The 17,242-nt window shown below is 68.8% G+C and carries 16 protein-coding genes, 1 tRNA gene and 1 riboswitch; of the genes, 9 read left to right on the plus strand and 8 right to left on the minus strand.

Annotated features, from left to right (window positions below; genetic code table 11):
- Positions 1 to 134 precede the first annotated feature (134 nt).
- The 3 genes from BLT72_RS02795 to BLT72_RS23460 all read right to left on the minus strand — a co-directional run bounded on the left by BLT72_RS02795 (position 135) and on the right by BLT72_RS23460 (position 4,996).
- The gene (locus BLT72_RS02795) at positions 135 to 3,143 is read right to left on the minus strand and encodes a toll/interleukin-1 receptor domain-containing protein (protein WP_091409862.1); all 3,009 of its coding nucleotides are present in this window, start codon (positions 3,141 to 3,143) and stop codon (positions 135 to 137) included.
- Entirely contained in the window at positions 3,140 to 3,625 is a 486-nt protein-coding gene (locus BLT72_RS23455) for a DUF4231 domain-containing protein (RefSeq protein WP_091409867.1), read from the minus strand. The genes BLT72_RS02795 and BLT72_RS23455 overlap by 4 nt, the downstream gene beginning before the upstream one ends.
- Before the next feature lie 870 nt (positions 3,626 to 4,495).
- Positions 4,496 to 4,996, minus strand: coding sequence for a protein NO VEIN domain-containing protein (locus BLT72_RS23460; protein WP_091409870.1), 501 nt, complete (start codon positions 4,994 to 4,996; stop codon positions 4,496 to 4,498).
- Between the two features lie 308 nt (positions 4,997 to 5,304).
- On the opposite strand from BLT72_RS23460, the gene BLT72_RS02810 reads away from it, so the two are divergent.
- The 5 genes from BLT72_RS02810 (at position 5,305) to BLT72_RS02830 (ending at position 9,711) form a co-directional block, all read left to right on the plus strand.
- Positions 5,305 to 5,571, plus strand: coding sequence for a hypothetical protein (locus tag BLT72_RS02810; RefSeq protein WP_157720259.1), 267 nt, complete (start codon positions 5,305 to 5,307; stop codon positions 5,569 to 5,571).
- Positions 5,572 to 5,613: 42 nt separating this feature from the next.
- Positions 5,614 to 6,705, plus strand: coding sequence for an FtsK/SpoIIIE domain-containing protein (locus BLT72_RS02815; protein WP_091409877.1), 1,092 nt, complete (start codon positions 5,614 to 5,616; stop codon positions 6,703 to 6,705).
- Positions 6,702 to 8,213: a replication initiator gene (locus BLT72_RS02820; RefSeq protein ID WP_231930292.1), complete on the plus strand. Its 1,512-nt coding sequence runs from the start codon at positions 6,702 to 6,704 to the stop codon at positions 8,211 to 8,213. The genes BLT72_RS02815 and BLT72_RS02820 overlap by 4 nt, the downstream gene beginning before the upstream one ends.
- A gap of 176 nt (positions 8,214 to 8,389) precedes the next feature.
- Positions 8,390 to 8,575: a helix-turn-helix domain-containing protein gene (locus BLT72_RS02825; protein ID WP_091416552.1), complete on the plus strand. Its 186-nt coding sequence runs from the start codon at positions 8,390 to 8,392 to the stop codon at positions 8,573 to 8,575.
- On the plus strand, positions 8,572 to 9,711 hold the full coding sequence (locus BLT72_RS02830) for a tyrosine-type recombinase/integrase (protein ID WP_091409880.1): 1,140 nt from the start codon (positions 8,572 to 8,574) through the stop codon (positions 9,709 to 9,711). The genes BLT72_RS02825 and BLT72_RS02830 overlap by 4 nt, the downstream gene beginning before the upstream one ends.
- An 82-nt stretch (positions 9,712 to 9,793) precedes the next feature.
- Here BLT72_RS02830 and BLT72_RS02835 read toward each other — a convergent pair.
- Positions 9,794 to 9,869: transfer RNA gene (locus BLT72_RS02835), tRNA-Thr, on the minus strand.
- A 128-nt stretch (positions 9,870 to 9,997) separates the two neighbouring features.
- Between BLT72_RS02835 and BLT72_RS02840 the strand changes: the two genes are divergently transcribed.
- Entirely contained in the window at positions 9,998 to 11,044 is a 1,047-nt protein-coding gene (locus BLT72_RS02840; RefSeq protein WP_091409884.1) for a phosphatase PAP2 family protein, read from the plus strand.
- A 12-nt stretch (positions 11,045 to 11,056) separates the two neighbouring features.
- Here the strand turns inward: BLT72_RS02840 and BLT72_RS02845 are convergent, their stop codons facing one another.
- From BLT72_RS02845 to BLT72_RS02855, 3 genes are read right to left on the minus strand one after another with little or no spacing between them, the layout of a single operon-like run.
- A complete protein-coding gene (locus tag BLT72_RS02845) occupies positions 11,057 to 12,322 on the minus strand; it encodes a hypothetical protein (RefSeq protein WP_091409887.1) in 1,266 nt (421 codons plus the stop codon).
- 7 nt (positions 12,323 to 12,329) lie between these two features.
- The gene (gene manA, locus BLT72_RS02850) at positions 12,330 to 13,520 is read right to left on the minus strand and encodes a mannose-6-phosphate isomerase, class I (protein WP_091409889.1); all 1,191 of its coding nucleotides are present in this window, start codon (positions 13,518 to 13,520) and stop codon (positions 12,330 to 12,332) included.
- Between the two features lies 1 nt (position 13,521).
- Positions 13,522 to 14,541 (minus strand): Gfo/Idh/MocA family protein, encoded by a 1,020-nt coding sequence (locus tag BLT72_RS02855; RefSeq protein WP_197677181.1) that lies wholly within the window; start codon positions 14,539 to 14,541, stop codon positions 13,522 to 13,524.
- A gap of 104 nt (positions 14,542 to 14,645) precedes the next feature.
- On the opposite strand from BLT72_RS02855, the gene BLT72_RS02860 reads away from it, so the two are divergent.
- Positions 14,646 to 14,954: a DUF3263 domain-containing protein gene (locus tag BLT72_RS02860; RefSeq protein WP_091409895.1), complete on the plus strand. Its 309-nt coding sequence runs from the start codon at positions 14,646 to 14,648 to the stop codon at positions 14,952 to 14,954.
- Here the strand turns inward: BLT72_RS02860 and BLT72_RS02865 are convergent.
- Positions 14,951 to 15,436, minus strand: a complete 486-nt coding sequence (locus BLT72_RS02865; RefSeq protein ID WP_091409899.1) for a hypothetical protein — start codon at positions 15,434 to 15,436, stop codon at positions 14,951 to 14,953. The genes BLT72_RS02860 and BLT72_RS02865 overlap by 4 nt on opposite strands.
- A 104-nt stretch (positions 15,437 to 15,540) precedes the next feature.
- A riboswitch (SAM riboswitch) is annotated at positions 15,541 to 15,654 on the plus strand.
- 10 nt (positions 15,655 to 15,664) lie between these two features.
- Here BLT72_RS02865 and thrC point away from each other — a divergent pair.
- Together thrC and BLT72_RS02875 are read left to right on the plus strand one after the other, a co-directional pair.
- Positions 15,665 to 16,966: a threonine synthase gene (gene thrC / locus BLT72_RS02870; protein WP_091409902.1), complete on the plus strand. Its 1,302-nt coding sequence runs from the start codon at positions 15,665 to 15,667 to the stop codon at positions 16,964 to 16,966.
- Positions 16,963 to 17,238 (plus strand): MoaD/ThiS family protein, encoded by a 276-nt coding sequence (locus BLT72_RS02875; RefSeq protein ID WP_091409906.1) that lies wholly within the window; start codon positions 16,963 to 16,965, stop codon positions 17,236 to 17,238. The genes thrC and BLT72_RS02875 overlap by 4 nt, the downstream gene beginning before the upstream one ends.
- Positions 17,239 to 17,242: the final 4 nt, after the last annotated feature.

A 17,242-nucleotide genomic window follows, 5' to 3' on the forward strand; every position in this document is an offset into this window, starting at 1 on the left:
CAACCCGCTGATGACACTGAGGCTACCCTGCGGAGCGTCCAGAAAGCTGACCGTACGTTCCCTCAAGTACCTGGCAGCCTGAAGGACCAGTTGACCGCGGGCGAGGATGTCGACTACTACTTGGGACCTCAATCCTAACTCAGCTGTTCGTTCGATTGGTTGGCAGGGGCGTCAACCACGATGCCCTGAGCAGCCGCTACAACGGCGTCGTATCCACCCTGATGTTCTTCCGCCAGCATATCCTCGAGTTTGAGGAGACATAGTTTAACGACGCCTGGAGCCTGGGTGAGCCGTCGAGCCTCAGCGTAGGCCGCTCGCGCTTCTTCGCGGTAGTCGTCCGACCCGGCAACCGTAAGGCCGGTCAAAACTAGGCCTTCGAATTCCAGAGCCTGGAAGTTCTGGGGTTCTTTCCGGAGCGTCAGGCGGGCATATTCGAGTGCTTCGAAGAACGCGCCGCGTGCTCCAGCAACGTCTAGTTCTCGAAGGCGAGCGATGCCTAGGATAGCTTGAGCCCCCCAACCTTTACGAGACCCCGCATACTGGGCGGCAGCTTCCGCAGCAGCGAGCGCCGCGTCCCCGTTGCCTCGATTGAGCTCCACGAGAGCAAGAGTTCCATAGGCATTGCGCGAGATTTTGGGTGAGCCAAACCGAACTGCCATCTGAGAGGCACGACGGGCCAACTTCGCGGCACCCTCAGACTTGCCCTCGCAATAGCGCAGGAGGGCCAGAGCGTCTACAGCCATAGTGTCGAGCAGGTGATCGCCAGCGGCGCACGCCCTGGTGCTGGCACGCCCTAGCAATCCTACTGCAGACTTATACTCGCCAAGGTACATATATACCAAACCCTGGTTGTAATTCAACTGGGCACGAAGATGGGGAGCCTCGCCCGTCGATCCTAGATAGTTCTCTGCCTCAATCAAGCCTCCTAGTGCCCCTTCGAAGTCCCCAACTTCAGCCCGGCAGAGTGCTGCGCCAATCAACGCTTGGGTGAACTCGGCTCGCGATAGGACGGGGAGGCGGTCGTCAACGGCCGCGCGATACATGGCTTCCGCCTCCGCCAGCCGCCCATCGTCGTAGAAAATTCGAGCGCGCATCAGCGTCTGCAGTTGCACTGCCCGCGGTCGCTCACCAGGCCCTAGCGCTTGGAGATGAATTGCACCCCTTTCGACAGCGGCGAGGGCAGTAGAATGCTGTTCCTGTCTGCTCTTTGCGTTGGCGTATTGCGCCAGATTGCGGAGTTCGTCATTCGGATGCCCGAGCCTTCCTTCTACGGCGAGTCTCATATCCGATATGACGTCACTGTGCCCCCAGCCCTCGAGGTACTCCTCATCCACGTCGGACAGCTTCTGGAACGCTACGTGATATTCGCCTATAGCTAGCCGGAGTTCAATATCTCGCAAGTGGTATGAGAGGTCTTCAACTCGTTCAACCCCACGGCCAATCGTCTCGTCGTGCAACCAGTCCGCAGCTCGTCGGATTAGGTTCATAGCGCCCCCTCGCATCACCTCCAACTTGCTGAAGGCTTGGCGGTTGGGGGCCTCCTTGAGAATATGAGTCGCGTCACCTGGGGGCAGGTAGTAGTTGTCGCCGTCCCTCCGCACGAACCGTGTTTCGACCAAGCTGCTCAGTGAGGCCCCCACGTCGGAATTCAGCAGATGACTGAGAGCGCGATCGGGGACGGGCCGACCGAAGGCGGCCAGAACTATGATGGTGGAAAGAACGTCGTCCTCCAGTACGCTCATAGCAGCATTGGCTAGGACGCCTGCCATGTGACTCCGCCGAATATCCTTCAGACGGGCAACTTGCTCAGCTGGAGACAAATCTGGCCAGGCCAGACTTGCGTTGAGCAGCAACTCGACAAGTCGTGGACTACCCGCTGTCAACTCATACAAGTCCTCGAGGTCGATTGCGGTCGCACCCGAATGCCACGCTGAGGCCGGAGTGGACCATGCCTGTACGAGCGGTCCAATTTCCGCTAGAGGAAGGCCCTCCTGTAGGTCTATCGCATCAGCCGGTTGGTACCCTTCGAATCGATCATTGAGGCGAATGGAACTGATAAGAATTGTGTGGACGGCGTGGTTGCGCCGGGTCGTGATGAGGTCAAGTAGATTACGGAACGATCTATCTCGGACCGTTCCGTCAGGACCGAGTAGTGCCTCGGCTCCGTCGATCACGTATAGGACGCGTCGGTTCGCCAACTCGTTGAAGAGCACGCTGATGGCGTCGTACCAACTTCCCGCTGCATCTCGGATTTGACGTCCTACTCGGTCGCGGTCGGACTGCTCATGGAGGCACTCAATCAAGTCCTCTATCACCGTAGCTACGCTAGCTGGGCGAGCGCCCCGAGCATCGAGGTAAACGAATGCGCTGGTATCTTGCAAGACGTCACCAGCTTCGATCATGGACTGAAGTTGTGATACCACGGCTGTCTTCCCTGCGCCAGGGGAGCCGGTTACGACTGATAGCCGCGTGCTCGCCTTACCAATCCTGTCCACCAGAATGGGAAAAACTTCTCGTCGGTCGCGGAACTCGAGTGGCGGGAAGGCGGGCGCTGCACTGACGACTCTGAAAGACGAGTCGTCGAGTGGTGCTGTGTGCTCAATCGGGTTCGATGCCTGCCGTCCCGGTTGGCTGCCTAGTGCGCTTAGGCGTTGCAAGATCTCGGCGCCAATATCAATGATGACGTCGGATAGGAGCGCTTCTACCTTCTTCCCGCGGTGCTGCCTCAAGTCGATAAACTGTCGGGCTTGGAGGATGGGAACTACTTCATCCGAAGGTCGGGCGGGGCGATCGATCTCGGGCACGTCAATGAAGTACAGCGGAAGTATCAGGTCCTCACGGCCAAGCTCTCTCTCGAACTGCCGGAAGCGGAGGATCTCGCGCTGGCATGCGTCGCTTCTGATAAAGCTGGGAGTGAGAATGGGGAGGAAGAACAAGCTTGTTTGAAGGGCGTTTAGGATGCGGTCGTCCCATTGCTCGCCCCAGCGAATGTTCAGGCGATCCTGGAAGATCGGGAAGGGCACGCCCGTTCGAGAACGCATCTCTTGACTTATCTCTTCACGAAGGTCGCTAATGAAGCCATGAGAGCTGCGGTCGTCGGTCCGGGCGTAGCTGAGGAAGGCACCGGATCGTGCTGTAATCATGGTTTGCTATCGCCCATTCCCGCTGGCGTGTCGGCCGACGCCTGTCCGACATCGGACCTCGGCTTGGTCACTGTCTTGAGCCAGCCGCTCATTTCGTCTCGCTCGATCGCACTAACCCTCTCTGCTAGGAGACCGCTGCGCGTATTAGGATCCGCATATGGTTCAACACCCAGACGGTAGCGGCGTCGCTCTTGTTCCACTGCTTCGCGAGAACTCGAGAATCGGAGATAGTCCTCCTGCCAATTGAAGATCGCGCGAAGGCTCGAGAGGAGAACAATTGCAGCTCCTAGGATCGCTGTGATGATGGGCTTGGCTGGCGCAATTGCCACCGAGACGGGGATACTCGCTGCAACGATCTGGATCGCTACCGCTGATATCCGATGCGCCCGCCGGGAGCGGATGGCGGCCTTCCTATACCAGCCGTACGACTCGTCAGCAACCCGCATGGCGTAAGCGGAGTCTGCCTCGTCATCGCGTGTCATGGATCGCCTTCCCTCGCTCCGGTATGGATGCCGGCTACACTGCCTGATAGGCTGTTCTTGCCTAACACCTATCAGTTGAGCGGTGCTCCAGCCCGGCGTATCCCACGACGCCTCACTAGTTGGAGTTGACGCCACCTCACTGCGCCTTTATACCTTGGCCCCAGTCTGCTCGCCTAGGGGGCGTCTCAAAGCACTGCGCCGAGACTGTGAGGCTTGGCGGGCGTGGCCGCCTCGCCCTAGCTATCGTGCGTGCGACCTGATCCTCTGAAGCCTGAAGCCGCTGTCGGTTCTGTATACAGGCTCTGGCCAGGTGAGCGCCTCCATCAGCGAGCGAGTTGCGGTTGCGCGTCGCCGTCGCGGGTTGAGCCAGGGGGTGTCGGCGACTCTGATCGGGCGATCGGAGTCGTGATTGTCGCAGGTCGAACGTGGTATGCGGTCCTCCATCGGCTTCCGGTGTTGATGGATCTGGTGGAGGTGCTGCATGTCGACGTTGGAACGCCTCTGGGCCCCCCTGGAAGTTGGCGCCTGACGGACCTGGTCGCCCCCCCCCCCCCCCCCCCCCCCGGAACTGGACGACGTGCGCCGCTACCTCCATGGCTACGAGCACCTGTTCCCCGTGCGAGGGAAGCGACCTACTCCTGGAGGAGCTGCGGCGTTCATTTAGCGGCGGCACGAGGACTTCTGAGCATGCCAGCAACCACTTGAGATTGCGGTGGAATCAACAGGGTCGGGCCGCAGCCGACTCCTCGGGACATCGGCCTCCATGAGCACCTGGGTCAGGCCCCCGCGGCCGCCGCGCACCGCCGCCTGATAAGTCGACCGGATCAGGGACGCGGAGGCTCTTGCACCTGGCGCTTATGGCGGCGACCGTCACGTGATCGGCTTCATGGACGCCCTGAATTCGGAGACCTGGAGGTCAAAGTGGCGGGTGAGCGGCCCAGTCGACTCATAGAAGCGTGCACTGTCGGTGGACTCTGAATAGGCAAAGATCCGGAGTAGCACGTAGTTTGCGGAATGATCCTCGCTGAACGCTACTTGGTTGGGGGACACAAAGAAGGCCGTGGAGGCGGCCCCGCGTGTGGTCTTGACCTCTATGAATCGGTGTGACCGGTCAGGGGTGAACGACCTAATGTCGTATTCGGCGGAGTCGCCTTCAACGACGGCTACGTGGGTGACTCGTTCGGCAAGGTCTGAGCGCCCGGCGGCCTGTAGGCAGTCTTTTTCATGCCTAAGCGCCAGCAGCTCTCCTGCCCGGCCGAGCTCCGCGTTTCGTGCTTCTTGGTCGGGGTGGCGGGCTTGGCTATGCGCGCCGAAATCATGGGAGCTTCTGGCCCCGCGCCGGATGGGCTGGGGCGGGTCTGTTCGTTGCAGGCCGCCATGGGGCGGCGCGGGAGGGCTGGCTCCATCATCCTCGGTCTAGGGGCGAGGCTCGATGCCGAGATGTTGCAGGGTTTCAGCCGGGGCCGGCCAATCCATGAGCTGCCACTGGAAGTGGACGGGCGCCTCCGTGTCCGCGTTATGGCTGAGGTAGCCGAGTGTGCCGCAGTAGACATAGGGGCGGGCAGGACCAGCTCTCATGAATTAGATGGATTGAGTGCAGACGGTCGTCGTGCTCCATGAACTTGTGGATCTGTGGGTCGGAGAGTCGTTGGCTTGGCTGGGACTGCCAGCCCGTACAGTTGCGCAGCAGCAGCGTGCGAGTCGGTGCTGGTGTGGTGGCTTCCGGCTGGGTGGTGCGCCAGCTGTGGCGGCTGCTGGTGGTGACCGCTGCGACCCCGGCCGCCCTCGCCGGCCTGCTCCTGGTCGTGATCGGCTGGCTGCTGTGGTCGACGTCACCGTTGCTCATGCTTTCGACGTGCGCGCTCGGGGTCGGTCTGCTGGTCGGGGTAAGGCTGGTGTGGCCGGATCGCTGGCTGGCGTGGATGCGGCTGCCGACACGGTCGTAGTGGCGGGGCTGGTTCGTCTACCGGCACCGGTGGGCGGCGGCGATGGACACTGCCGGCCTCGCGATCCCGTGGCGCGGCACCCTGTGGAACCCCACCGTGCTGTCGGTGACGAGCACCCTGACGGTCGATCGGGTGCGAGTGCGGATGCTGCCCGGTCAGACGGTCGAGGACTACGCGGCCGTCGCTGACCGGCTGGCGCAGACCTTTGGCGCCTCTGCGGTGCGGGTGCGGTCAGTGCTGACACGGCCGCATCACGTCGAGTTGTGGCTCCTCACCGCTGATCCGCTGACCTCGGTGGTGGAGCCGCTGCCGGTCGACGACCAGGCGCTCACCGCCGGCCTGCCCCTTGCGCTGGCTGAGGACGGTCGGACGTGGCGGCTGCAGCTGGTGGGCTCGCACGTCCTCGTGGTTGGCGCAACGGGGGCGGGGAAGGGGTCGGTGATCTGGTCTCTGCTGCTGCACCTGGCCCCGCTGGTCCGTTCGGGGTTGGTGAACGTGTGGGCGGTGGACCCGAAGGGCGGCATGGAACTTGCCGCCGGCCGCAGCTTGTTCACTCGGTTCGCGCACGGTGACTCCGACACCGCGGCCGGGTACGAGTCGACGTTCGCGGAGGTGCTCGAGGACGCGGTCGCGGTGATGCGCCGCCGGCAGGACCGGCTCCGCGGCGTCACCCGCCTCCACACTGCGTCGGTCAATGAGCCGTTGGTCGTGCTGGTCGTTGACGAGCTCGCCGCGCTGACGGGCTGGGTGACCGACCGGACCGCGAAGAAGCGGATCGAGGCCGCCCTCGGGCTCCTGCTCTCCCAGGGCCGGGCGGTCGGGGTCGTGGTGGTCGGGGCGGTGCAGGACCCGCGCAAGGACGTCCTGCCGATGAGAGATTTGTTCCCCACCCGCATCGCGCTGCGGCTGAACGAGGCCGAACAGGTCAACCTCGTCCTCGGCCCCGGTGCCCGTAACCGGGGTGCGCAGGCCGACCTGATCCCCGACAGCCTCCCTGGCGTCGGCTACGTCACCGTCGACGGCATCGCCGAACCCGTCCGGGTCCGCTTCTCCAACGTCACCGATCAACACATCACCACGTTGGTCACCCCGGCTGCGCCGGCGCTGCAGCTGGTGCCTGGTGGTGCGGCGTGACGTCGGTTCTGGACGGGCCAGTCATCACCGCCGATATGGCTCGTGAGCTCGCCCTGTCGCAGAAGGTCTGCATCCGACCGCTGCTTCGCCGCGTCCACGACCGCGCGACCGACACCGAGGACGTCGTCGCACTCCCGTGCGGGTCCACCCGGGAAGCCGTTTGCCCGCCCTGCGCCCACAAGGCCCGGATCCTGCGGATGCAGCAGTGCACCGAGGGCTGGCACCGTACCGACGAACCCGAATACCGCCCGACCCGGCAGCTCGACGAAGACCAGGTCGACGAGGACCAGCCCGACAACGAGGATCGGCGGGTCCGGTCCACCCGCCGGCGTCAGGATGCCCCGGACCTGCCGCGGGTGCCGCAGGAGGATCGCACCGTCGGCCGGGTGTTCGCCACGGCCGACGGTCGTGAGTACCGGCCGAGCATGTTCCTGACGTTGACCATGCCCTCCTACGGCGCGGTCACCTCAGCCGGTGTGCCAGCCGACCCGGCGCACTACAACTATCGGCGTCAAGCGCTCGACGCGTTGCACTTCGCTCGGCTGGTTGACCGGTTCTGGCAGAACCTCCGCCGAGCGGCCGGCTACAAGGTGCAGTACTTCGGCGCGGTTGAACCGCAACGTCGCCTCGTCCCGCACCTGCACGCCGCCGTTCGTGGGGCGATCCCGCGAGCCACGATCCGGCAGGTGGTCGCGGCCACCTATCTGCAGTTGTGGTGGCCGTCCTTCGACCGGCCCGTCTATGTGCACCGGGTTCCGGTGTGGGACGGCGAGTCCTACGTCGACGCCGACACCGGCGAGGTCCTGCCCACCTGGGACCAGGCTCTCGACCGGCTGGCCGCCGACCCGGCCGCGAAGCCGGCGCACGTGATGCGGTTTGGCCGTCAGGTCGACATGGCTGGCACCATCGCTCCGTCCGAGGACGCCGACCGGGCCGTCCGCTACCTCACCAAGTACCTGACCAAAGCCGTCGCTGACACCCACACCGAGCCCGACAGTGAGCCGGAGCCGGTCGTCGAGGCGCACGTCGACCGGCTCCACGCCGAGCTGCGCTACCTGCCCTGCTCCGAACGGTGCGCCAACTGGCTGCGCTACGGCGTCCAGCCCGACCAAGCCGGCCCCGGTCTTACCCCCGGCCGGTGCCCCTCGAAGGCCCACGATCGCGAACACCTCGGCCTCGGAGGCCGGCGCGTCCTGGTCTCCCGACAGTGGTCCGGAAAACGGCTGGCCGAGCACAAAGCCGACCGATCCACCGTCGTCCGCGAAGCCCTCCTCGCCGCCGGCATCGTCGCCCCCGAGACAGAACGGCTCGCCGCCGCCGTCACCCTGGCCGATGGCAGCCCCCGCTTTGTGTGGACCGACACCCGACCCGATGCCCGCACCTACGCCCGCGTCCTCCTCGCCTCCATCGCCGAACGGCACAAGTGGCGAGACCAGTACGAAGCCGCAAAGGCAGCAGCGCCTGTGGACAAGCGTTCGGCAACCACTCCACCGCCCGACCCCGGCTGAGCGACCAAGCTGCTCGGGCTCCCCGATAGCCGCCGATCTTATGGTCTCCGGTCCGGCCGTCAAGGGTGAGCGCAGCGAATCCGCAGGACCCGAAGGGCCCTTGACGGCCGGACCGGAGACCAGAACCTCACCCGTCGGGGAGACCGAGCCCCGACACCGAACGATGGGAGTGCGTGATGGAGAAGTTGCTGCTGACACCACAGGAGGCCGCTGAGTCGCTGGGGGTTAGCCGGTCTCAGCTGTACGAGCTGATGCGCCGGCACGAGGTGGTGAGCATCCTGATCGGCCGTTCCCGCCGTATCCCGGCGGCCCCGCTGCGTGAATACGTGCAGCGGCTGGCCGAGGACGCCTGGACGGCATGAGCCGGCGGACGAACGGTGAGGGGTCGGTCTACCGGCGGGCCGATGGCCGGTGGACGGGTGCCCACTACGTGCTGCGTCCCGACGGCGGTCGGGTGCGTCGCGCCGTGTACGCCCGGACGCAACGGGAGGCGGTGGCCAAGCTCGCAGAGCTGGTGGCCAAGACATCGGCGGGGGTGCCGCTGGCGGTGGACGCGTGGACGGTGGAGTCGTACGCCTCGCACTGGATGAGCCATGTGGTGGCGCCGCGGCTGCGGCCGTCGTCGGTGTCGTCGTACCGGTCAACGCTGCGGCTGCACATCGTGCCGGGCCTGGGCCGGTATCCGTTGCGTCGCCTGACGCCGGCGCACGTCCGGGCGTTGTTGGCGGCCAAGCTGGAGTCCGGGCTGTCGGTGCGGTCGGTGCAGATCATCCACGCGACACTGCGGAACATGCTGGCAGAGGCGATGCGGGACGAGGTGATCGAGCGGAACGTCGCTGCGCTGGTGCGGCCTCCGAGGGCGGAGCAGGAGGAGGTGCGGCCGTGGTCGCCGGAGGAGGCGGGGGCGTTTCTCCGATCGGTTCGCGGGGATCGGCTGTACGCGTTGTTCGCGGTCGGTGTGGGTCTGGGGATGCGGCGGGGCGAACTGCTGGGCCTGCGGTGGTCTGACGTCGAAGTGGACCAGCGGGTGCTGCATGTGCGGCACACCGCGCAGCGGGTGTACGGGAGCGGGATGGTGTTCGGGCCGCCGAAGTCGGCGCGGTCGCGGCGGGACATTCCGTTGCCGGCGGTGACGGTCGGGGTGTTGGAGGAGCACCGGAAGCGTCAGGAGGAGGAGCGGGCGGCGCTGAAGCCGTACTGGCAGGAGACCGGGTTGGTGTTCACGACGACGGTCGGGACGGTGATCGAGCCGCGGAACCTAGCTCGGGTGCTGGACGCGTTGATCATCGAGGCTGGCGTGCGGCGGATCCGGTTGCACGACATGCGGCACACCTGTGCGTCGTTGCTGCTGGCGCAGGGGGTGCCGGCGCGGGTGGTGATGGAGGTCCTTGGGCACTCGCAGCTCGGTATCACGATGAACCTGTACTCGCACGTGATGCCGTCCGCGCTGCGTGAGGCGGCTGACGCGATCGATCGCGTTCTTGGGAGCCAGGAGTGACCGTTGCTGTCACCACTGCTGTCAGGTGGCCATTCGTTAAGGTCAGAGCCCGACGCAACATGCCTCTGACAAGGGGAGAAAGTGGAGCTGACGGTCGGACTCGAACCGACAACCGCCTGTTTACAAGACAGGTGCGCTACCAATTGCGCCACGCCAGCAACGTGCTCGGGACAGACTACTGACCCGCGACCCGAGCGAACCATCGCCGACGTCGAGGCGACACGCCGACGACGCGGAGATGATCAGGTGGTGACAACGATGCGGTAACGGTGGCTACCCTGAACCGATGCCTCACCTCCGATCCGCGCTGCGGGCCTACGCCCTGGCCGTGCTCCTCGCCGTGTGCGCGGGTGTGGTGGCGGTTCTGGTCGCCGGTGAGTTCGGCCTGCCGCTGCGGGACCCGGACGGCTTCCTCGGCCCGGCGTGGGTGCGGCTGCCGGTCATCGTCGTGCTGTTCGTGGCCCTCGACGTCATCCCGCGGGCGATCCACCAGCGGCGCCACGTCGTCCAGGTGCTCCGCGAGCGCTACGGCCCCGGCCGGGCCGCGCTGGTCGTCGTCGGGCTCGGCACGTTCTACCTCAGCTACGTCTCCTACCGGAACCTCAAGGGCGCCCTGCCGTTCGCGCGCCCCGACATCCAGGACGGCGCGCTGCTCCAGCTCGACCACATCATGGCCTTCGGGTACGACCCGTCGCACGTGCTGCACACGCTGCTGGGCACGGGCGTCACCGCCTACGTGCTCTCCGCCGTCTACCTGGTCTTCCTCGGCTTCGTGCCGTTCTCGGTGGTCGCGGCGCTGATCTGGCTGCGCGACGTGCGGTCGGCGTCCTGGTACGTCACCGCGCTCTGCCTCAACTGGATCCTCGGCACGGTCAGCTACTACCTCATCCCGTCGCTCGGGCCGGCCTTCGTGCGCCCCGGCCGGTACGCCGACCTGCCGGCGACCGGGGTCAGCGCGCTGCAGCAGGGACTGGCCGAGACCCGGCTCGAGGTGCTGATCAACCCGCTCACCGCCGACGGCATCGCCGGCGTCGCGGGGTTCGCCTCGCTGCACACGTCCGTCGTCTTCACCGCCGCGCTGGTCGCCCACAAGATCGGACTGCCACGCGCGCTCCGCTGGGCGCTGTGGGCGTTCCTGGCCATGACCATGGTCGCCACCATCTACTTCGGCTGGCACTACCTGATCGACGACGTCGCGGGGCTGGCGCTGGGCGGCGGTTCCGTCGCCATCGCCGGCTGGGCCGGCCGCGCCGTCGACCGCGAGCTGGTCCCCGCGCACGTGCTGGAGGACGCCCGACCCGCGGCCGTCAGCAGCGGGGTCGCCGCCGGCTGACGGCGGACGCCCTCAGCCGAGACCGAGGAGCAGCCGCTCGAGGTGCTCGGTCTGCAGGGGCAGCACCGGCATGGTGCGCAGCAGCAGCCCGCTCACCGCGAGCACGAGGACGCCGACGGCCGTCCCGGTCCCGATCGGCGCCACCGGAGCACGAGGACGTCGCGCGACCAGCGCCAGCACGCCCAGCGCCCCGACGGTGGCCAGCGCCCACCAGCGGCGGAAGTCGATCCCGGCCACGGAGAGCGCCAGGGCCACCGCCACCGATCCGCCCACCAGCAGCCAGAACGTCCGGTCCCGCCACGCGCGGCCGAGCAGTCGCCAGGCCACCGCCAGCAGCAGCAGGTGCACGCCGGCCCAGACCGCCGTCGTGATCACCACGCTGAGGACGCTGGTCGTCGTGTAGTAGCTGCTGATGTTGTCGAACAGCCCGTAGCCCAGCCGGGACACCGCGTCGTGGTCGGGCGGTCCGCCCGGCAGCGGGACCGGCGCCGGCACACCCGCCGCCGCCGCGTCGGCGTGGGCCCGCGCCAGCGCCGCCGGGGGAGCGGGCAGCACCGCGCTGACGACGGCCAGCACCAGCCCGGGCAGCACCGCCAGGGTCGGCGCGAGCGTCCGGGCGCGACCGGCGGGGAAGGCCGACCGGAGCGCGCACCAGGCCAGCGGCAGCACGAGGACGGCCAGCAGCTCGACGGCGCCGATCGCCACCGAGGTCGCCAGGGCGACGAGGACCACCGCGAGGACGGGCGGCAACCGGGACCAGGGGACCGTGACCACGACGACGGCGACCAGCACGCCCAGCGCGTCCGGCCGGCCGAGGTCGCGGGCGGTGTGCGACAGGCCGAGCGGCGTCGCCACCACGGCGGCCGCCAGGGCCAGCCCCGTCCAGCGGTCGCGTGCGCGGCGGGCCAGTGCGGCCGCGAGGACCAGGAGTGCGACCACGGCCGCCACCGTCAGCCCGACCGCAGCGGCGTTGGCCAGGGCCAGCGTCGGCGGCCGGCCGCCCGACAGGGCGCGCAGCACGGCTCCGGGCAGACCGCGCCGGACGAAGCCGTCGTCGTAGCCGAGCCAGTACTGCGGGGCGACGTAGGGGGTCATCGGGTCGGTCCGCGCGGCCCGCAGCACCAGCGCGACCACGGTGACCAGCAGCACCACCCCCGCCAGCCCGGCGGCGGTGGCGACGGTGACGGCCACCGCCCGCCGCGGGCGCTCGGCGCTGCCGTGCCGACCGGCCACGGCCGTCGCGCCACCGTCCGCGGCGGCGCCGGGTCCCAGGTGCACCGGCGGCCTAGCCGCCGACGCCGGGCCCGGCGACGAAGACGGTCCCGGACCCGCTGACCACGAGCTCCTCGCCGGCGCGGGCGAAGGCGGAGCGGCCACGGGCCAGCCGCAGGTCGTCCGCCCCGCCCTCGACCACGGCGGAGCCGTCGGTCACCAGCAGCACCCGGGCGACGCCGGTGTGCGGGACCTCGACGACGGTCTCCCGCGGCTCCAGCCGCCACAGCGCGAACTCGGGCGCCGGGGTGGGGTAGCGCCAGCAGCCGGGTGTCTCCTCGACGGGCTCGACGTAGCCGGAGAAGCCGGGGGTGAAGTCGAGGATGGCCAGCAGCTCGTCGACGTCGACGTGCTTGGGCGTCAGCCCGCCGCGCATCACGTTGTCCGAGTTGGCCATGACCTCCACGCCGCCGCCGTGCAGGTAGGCGTGCAGGTTCCCGGCCGGCAGGAACACCGCCTGGTGCGGCGTCAGCGCGACCCGGTTCATCAGCAGCGCGGCGAGCACGCCCGGGTCGTCGGGGTAGGGGCCGGCCAGCTCGCGGGCGGTCCGGGCGAACAGCCCCAGGTCGCCGTCGTCGGTCACGTCGGCCGCCGCGGCGCCCACCAACCCCACCACCGCGAGCTCGGACTCACCCAGCCGGAGCAGCCGGGCGAAGACGTCGGCCAGCCGCGCGTCGGGCGCCGTCGAGGTGTCCGCCAGCGGGGCGACCAGCGCGAGCGCCTCCGGCACGCCCAGCGCCGCGAACAGCGCGTGGGTGGCCTCGGGGTCGCGGAAACCGCAGAGCGCCTCGCTGTCCTGCAGCGCGCAGAGCATCTCGGGCTTCGGCCAGGTGTCCTTGTACAGCCGGTCACCGGCGTCGGCCGCGATCCCGGCCGCCTCCTCGCGGGCGTACCCCTCCTCGGCCTGCTCGCGGGTGGGGTGGGCCTGCAGGGAGAGCGGCGCGTCCGCGGCCAGCACCTTGAGCAGGAACGGCAGCCCCTCGCCGAAGTCGCGGACGGCCTCCGCGCCCACGATGCCGGCCGGGTCCTCGGCGATCACCTCGGTCAGCGGCCGGTCGCCCAGCGTCGACGGCGCCGAGGTGTGCGCGCCGAGCCACAGCTCGGCCTGCGGCTCGTCGGTCGGCTCCTCGCCGAGCAGCGCGGGGATGAAGGTCGGCGAGCCCCAGGCGTAGGGCTGCCGGACCCCGGTCAGGAGCTCCGGCACCTCAGGCCCCGGTCCGCGCGGGCGCGCCGACGGCGTCCTGCCACCGGCTCAGCGTCCGCGACACCGCCAGCGTGTCGGCCCAGGGCACCAGCGGTGACTCGACCTCGCCGGCCCGCAGGCAGCGCATGACCTCCTGCGCCTCGAAGGTGTAGCCGCCGCCGGGCCAGGACGCCAGCAGCTCCTCCGGGGCGTCGGTGCCGTCGCGCCACACCGTCAGCTCGGCCGGCCGGAGGTAGAAGTCGTCGAACATCACCCGGCCCTTCGTGCAGTACACGGCCAGCCGGTTCGGCAGGCCGGCACGCAGGGTGCAGAGGACCGAGGCCGTCGCCGCCGGGCGGTCCGAGGTCGCCGGGTAGGTCAGCAGGGCCGCCGCGTGGTCGTCGACGCCGGTCGAGGCGGCGGTGCCGTAGCCCAGCACGTCCTCGGGCTCGCCCAGGAACAGGTTGACCGCGTGCACCGGGTAGACGCCGGCGTCGAGGATCGCCCCGCCGGCCTGGGCGGGGTCGAGCAGGCGGTGGCTGTCCGGGCCGTCGAAGGCGAAGCCGAACTGGGCGTCGACGTGCCGCACGTCCCCGAGCTCCCCGGACGCGACGAGCTCGGCCGCGTGCCGGATCAGCGGGTGGGTGCGCGTCCACATCGCCTCCATGACGAACAGGCCGCGCTCCTGGGCCAGCGCCAGCAGCTCCTCGGCCTGCGCGGGAGCCACGGTCAGCGGCTTCTCCACCAGGACCGCCTGGCCGCCCTCCAGGCAGAGCTTCGCGGAGGGGAAGTGGTCGTTGTGCGGGCTGGCGACGTACACGACGTCGACGTCCGGGTCGGCGGCGAGCTCCTCGTACGAGCCGTGGCTGCGGCGGACGCCGTACTCCGCGGCGAACGCGGCGGCCTTGTCGGCCGACCGCGAGCCCACCGCGACCAGCGTCGCCTCGTCCGGCAGCAGGGCCAGGTCCTTCGCGAGCACGGAGGCGATGTGGCCGGTGCTGAGGATGCCCCAGCCGGTCGTGGGGGCGTCGGGTTCAGTCACCCCGCCATCGTGGCGCATCCGGGTGACCGGGACGACGCCGGTCTGTGGTCGCCCGCCTCGCCGGGGTGAATGACACCCGTGTGGTTTGCCCCTACGATGGCGGCATGGTCAGCGCCTCGAACCCGTCGCTCGAGAGCCGTGAGCCCTTCGGTGAGCTCAGCGAGCGGGACGCCGAGATCCTCGCCTTCGAGCGCCAGTGGTGGAAGTTCGCCGGCGCCAAGGAGCAGGCGATCCGGGACAAGTTCCAGATGTCGGCCACCCGGTACTACCAGGTGCTGAACGCGCTGATCGACAAGCCGGAGGCGCTGGTCCAGGACCCGCTGCTGGTCAAGCGGCTCCGCCGGCTGCGGTCCACCCGGCAGCGCAACCGGTCCGCGAAGCGGCTCGGCATCGACCTGACCATCGACTCCTAGGTCCTCGGCCGCGGGCGCCGTCGGCTGAGCGCCGCCCGCGCGGCGGGCACCAGCGGCCGCACCGGCACCTCGCGGTACCCGCCCAGCGCCAGCCCGGCCCGCCGCTCGAAGACGTTGGCGGCCGCCCGGTCGCCGGTCCGCAGCACCGACCAGACCAGGCAGACGCCGTAGGCGGGCAGGAACGGCAGCCCCGCGCACCAGAACCACTGCCAGCTGTGCCGCTCCTCGTGCTCCAGCAGCGCCGGCCGGTGCGCGTCCCACCGGCCGGCGGTGACGAGCACGTCCCCCACCGTGAACGCCCCCGCCACCGGGAACGGCAGCCGGTACCCGTCCGCCAGCAGCAGCCCGCGCGGCCCTGGACGCACCTCCGCGCGGCCGAGCCGGGCCACGGCCAGCCCGAGCACCGTGCTGAGGTTCACCCGGTTCCCCAGCCGCCGCACGCGGTCGGGTCCGCTCAGCTCGGCCGGATGTCGAAGACCCATGACGGAACCGTAGCGCGCGCTCACTGTCCCGGATGGCGGACGCCGTTCCCACCTGTTGGGACCGCGATGTGCCCGCGTCGGAGACCCGCACGTAGGGTGAACCACGTTCATCCAGAGGGGATGAGGGAACGGCCCTTTGACTCCCCGGCAACCGCCTGGCCAAACCAGGAACGGTGCCAACTCCGCCGTGGTCGAACGTCGGCCACGACAGATGAAGAAGGAACAGGAATGACTGCGCTCGCAACCCCCTCGGCCACCTCGGCCGGGGTGCCCGCTCCCGCCGGTGTCCGGCCCGGAGCCTTCGGCAACGCCACCCACCTCGTCTGCCGCGCCTGTGGCGAGAAGAGCTCGCTCGGCCCGTTCTACGCCTGTCTGGAGTGCTTCGGCCCGCTCGAGGTGGGCTACGACTTCCCGACCATCACCCGCGCGCAGCTCGAGGCCGGTCCCAAGAGCATCTGGCGCTACGCCCCGCTGCTGCCGGTGCCCGCCGACATCGCCACCTTCCGCTCGACCGACCCGGGCTACACCCGGCTGCTCGACGCCGCGAACCTCGCCGCGGACCTGGGCCTGCGCAAGCTGTGGGTCAAGGACGACTCGGGCAACCCGACCCACTCCTTCAAGGACCGCGTCGTCGCCGTCGCGCTGTCCGCGGCCCGCGAGCTGGGCCTGCACGTGCTGGCGTGCCCCTCGACGGGCAACCTGGCCAACGCCGTGGCGGCCGCCGCCGCGCGGGCCGGCATCAAGTCGGTCGTCTTCGTGCCGGAGAACCTCGAGCACCAGAAGATCATCGCCTCCGCCGTCTACGACACCACGCTGATCGCGGTGCAGGGCAGCTACGACGACGTCAACAAGCTGGCCAGCGAGATCGCCGCCGAGGAGGAGGGCTGGGCGTTCGTCAACGTGAACGTCCGCCCGTACTACTCCGAGGGCTCGAAGACGCTGGCCTACGAGATCGCCGAGCAGCTGGGCTGGCGCATCCCCGACCAGGTCGTCATCCCGGTCGCCTCCGGCTCGCAGCTGACCAAGATCGACAAGGGCTTCGCCGAGCTGGTCACGCTCGGCCTGGTCGAGGACAAGCCGTGGAAGATCTACGGCGCCCAGGCCACCGGCTGCTCGCCGATCTCCCAGGCCTACCGCGCCGACCTCGACTTCGTGCCCCCGGTCAAGCCGGACACCATCGCCAAGTCGCTGGCCATCGGCAACCCGGCCGACGGGCCGTACGTGCTGGACGTCGTCCGCCGCACCGGCGGCCTGATCGCCGACGTCGACGACGAGACCGTCGTGCAGAACATCCAGCGGCTCGCCCGCACCGAGGGCGTCTTCGCCGAGACCGCCGGCGGCGTCACCGTGGGCGTCACCGCGAAGCTGATCGCCGACGGAGTCCTCGACCCCGACGCCGAGACCGTGGTGATCAACTCCGGGGACGGCCTCAAGACCCTCGACGCCGTCAGCGGCCGCGTCGGGCCCAAGACCACCATCCCGCCCCGTTACGACGCCTTCACCGACTTCTGGAAGGGGCTCGACCGATGAGCGCCACCGTCCGCATCCCGACGATCCTGCGCACCTACACGGCCGGGGCCGGTGAGGTGTCCGCCGACGGCGGCACCCTGGCCGAGCTGCTCGACTCGCTCGAGGCCCACCACCAGGGCATCCGGGCCCGGATCCTCGACGACGCCGGCCAGCTGCGGCGCTTCGTGAACGTCTACGTCGGCGACGAGGACGTCCGCTTCTCCGGCGGGCTCGAGGCCCCGGTTCCCGAGGGCGCGAAGGTCTCGATCATCCCGGCCGTCGCCGGCGGCTGACCGC

Origin of the sequence: Friedmanniella luteola (genome assembly GCF_900105065.1) — a bacterium.
GTDB classification, from domain to species: Bacteria; Actinomycetota; Actinomycetes; order Propionibacteriales; family Propionibacteriaceae; genus Microlunatus; species Microlunatus luteolus.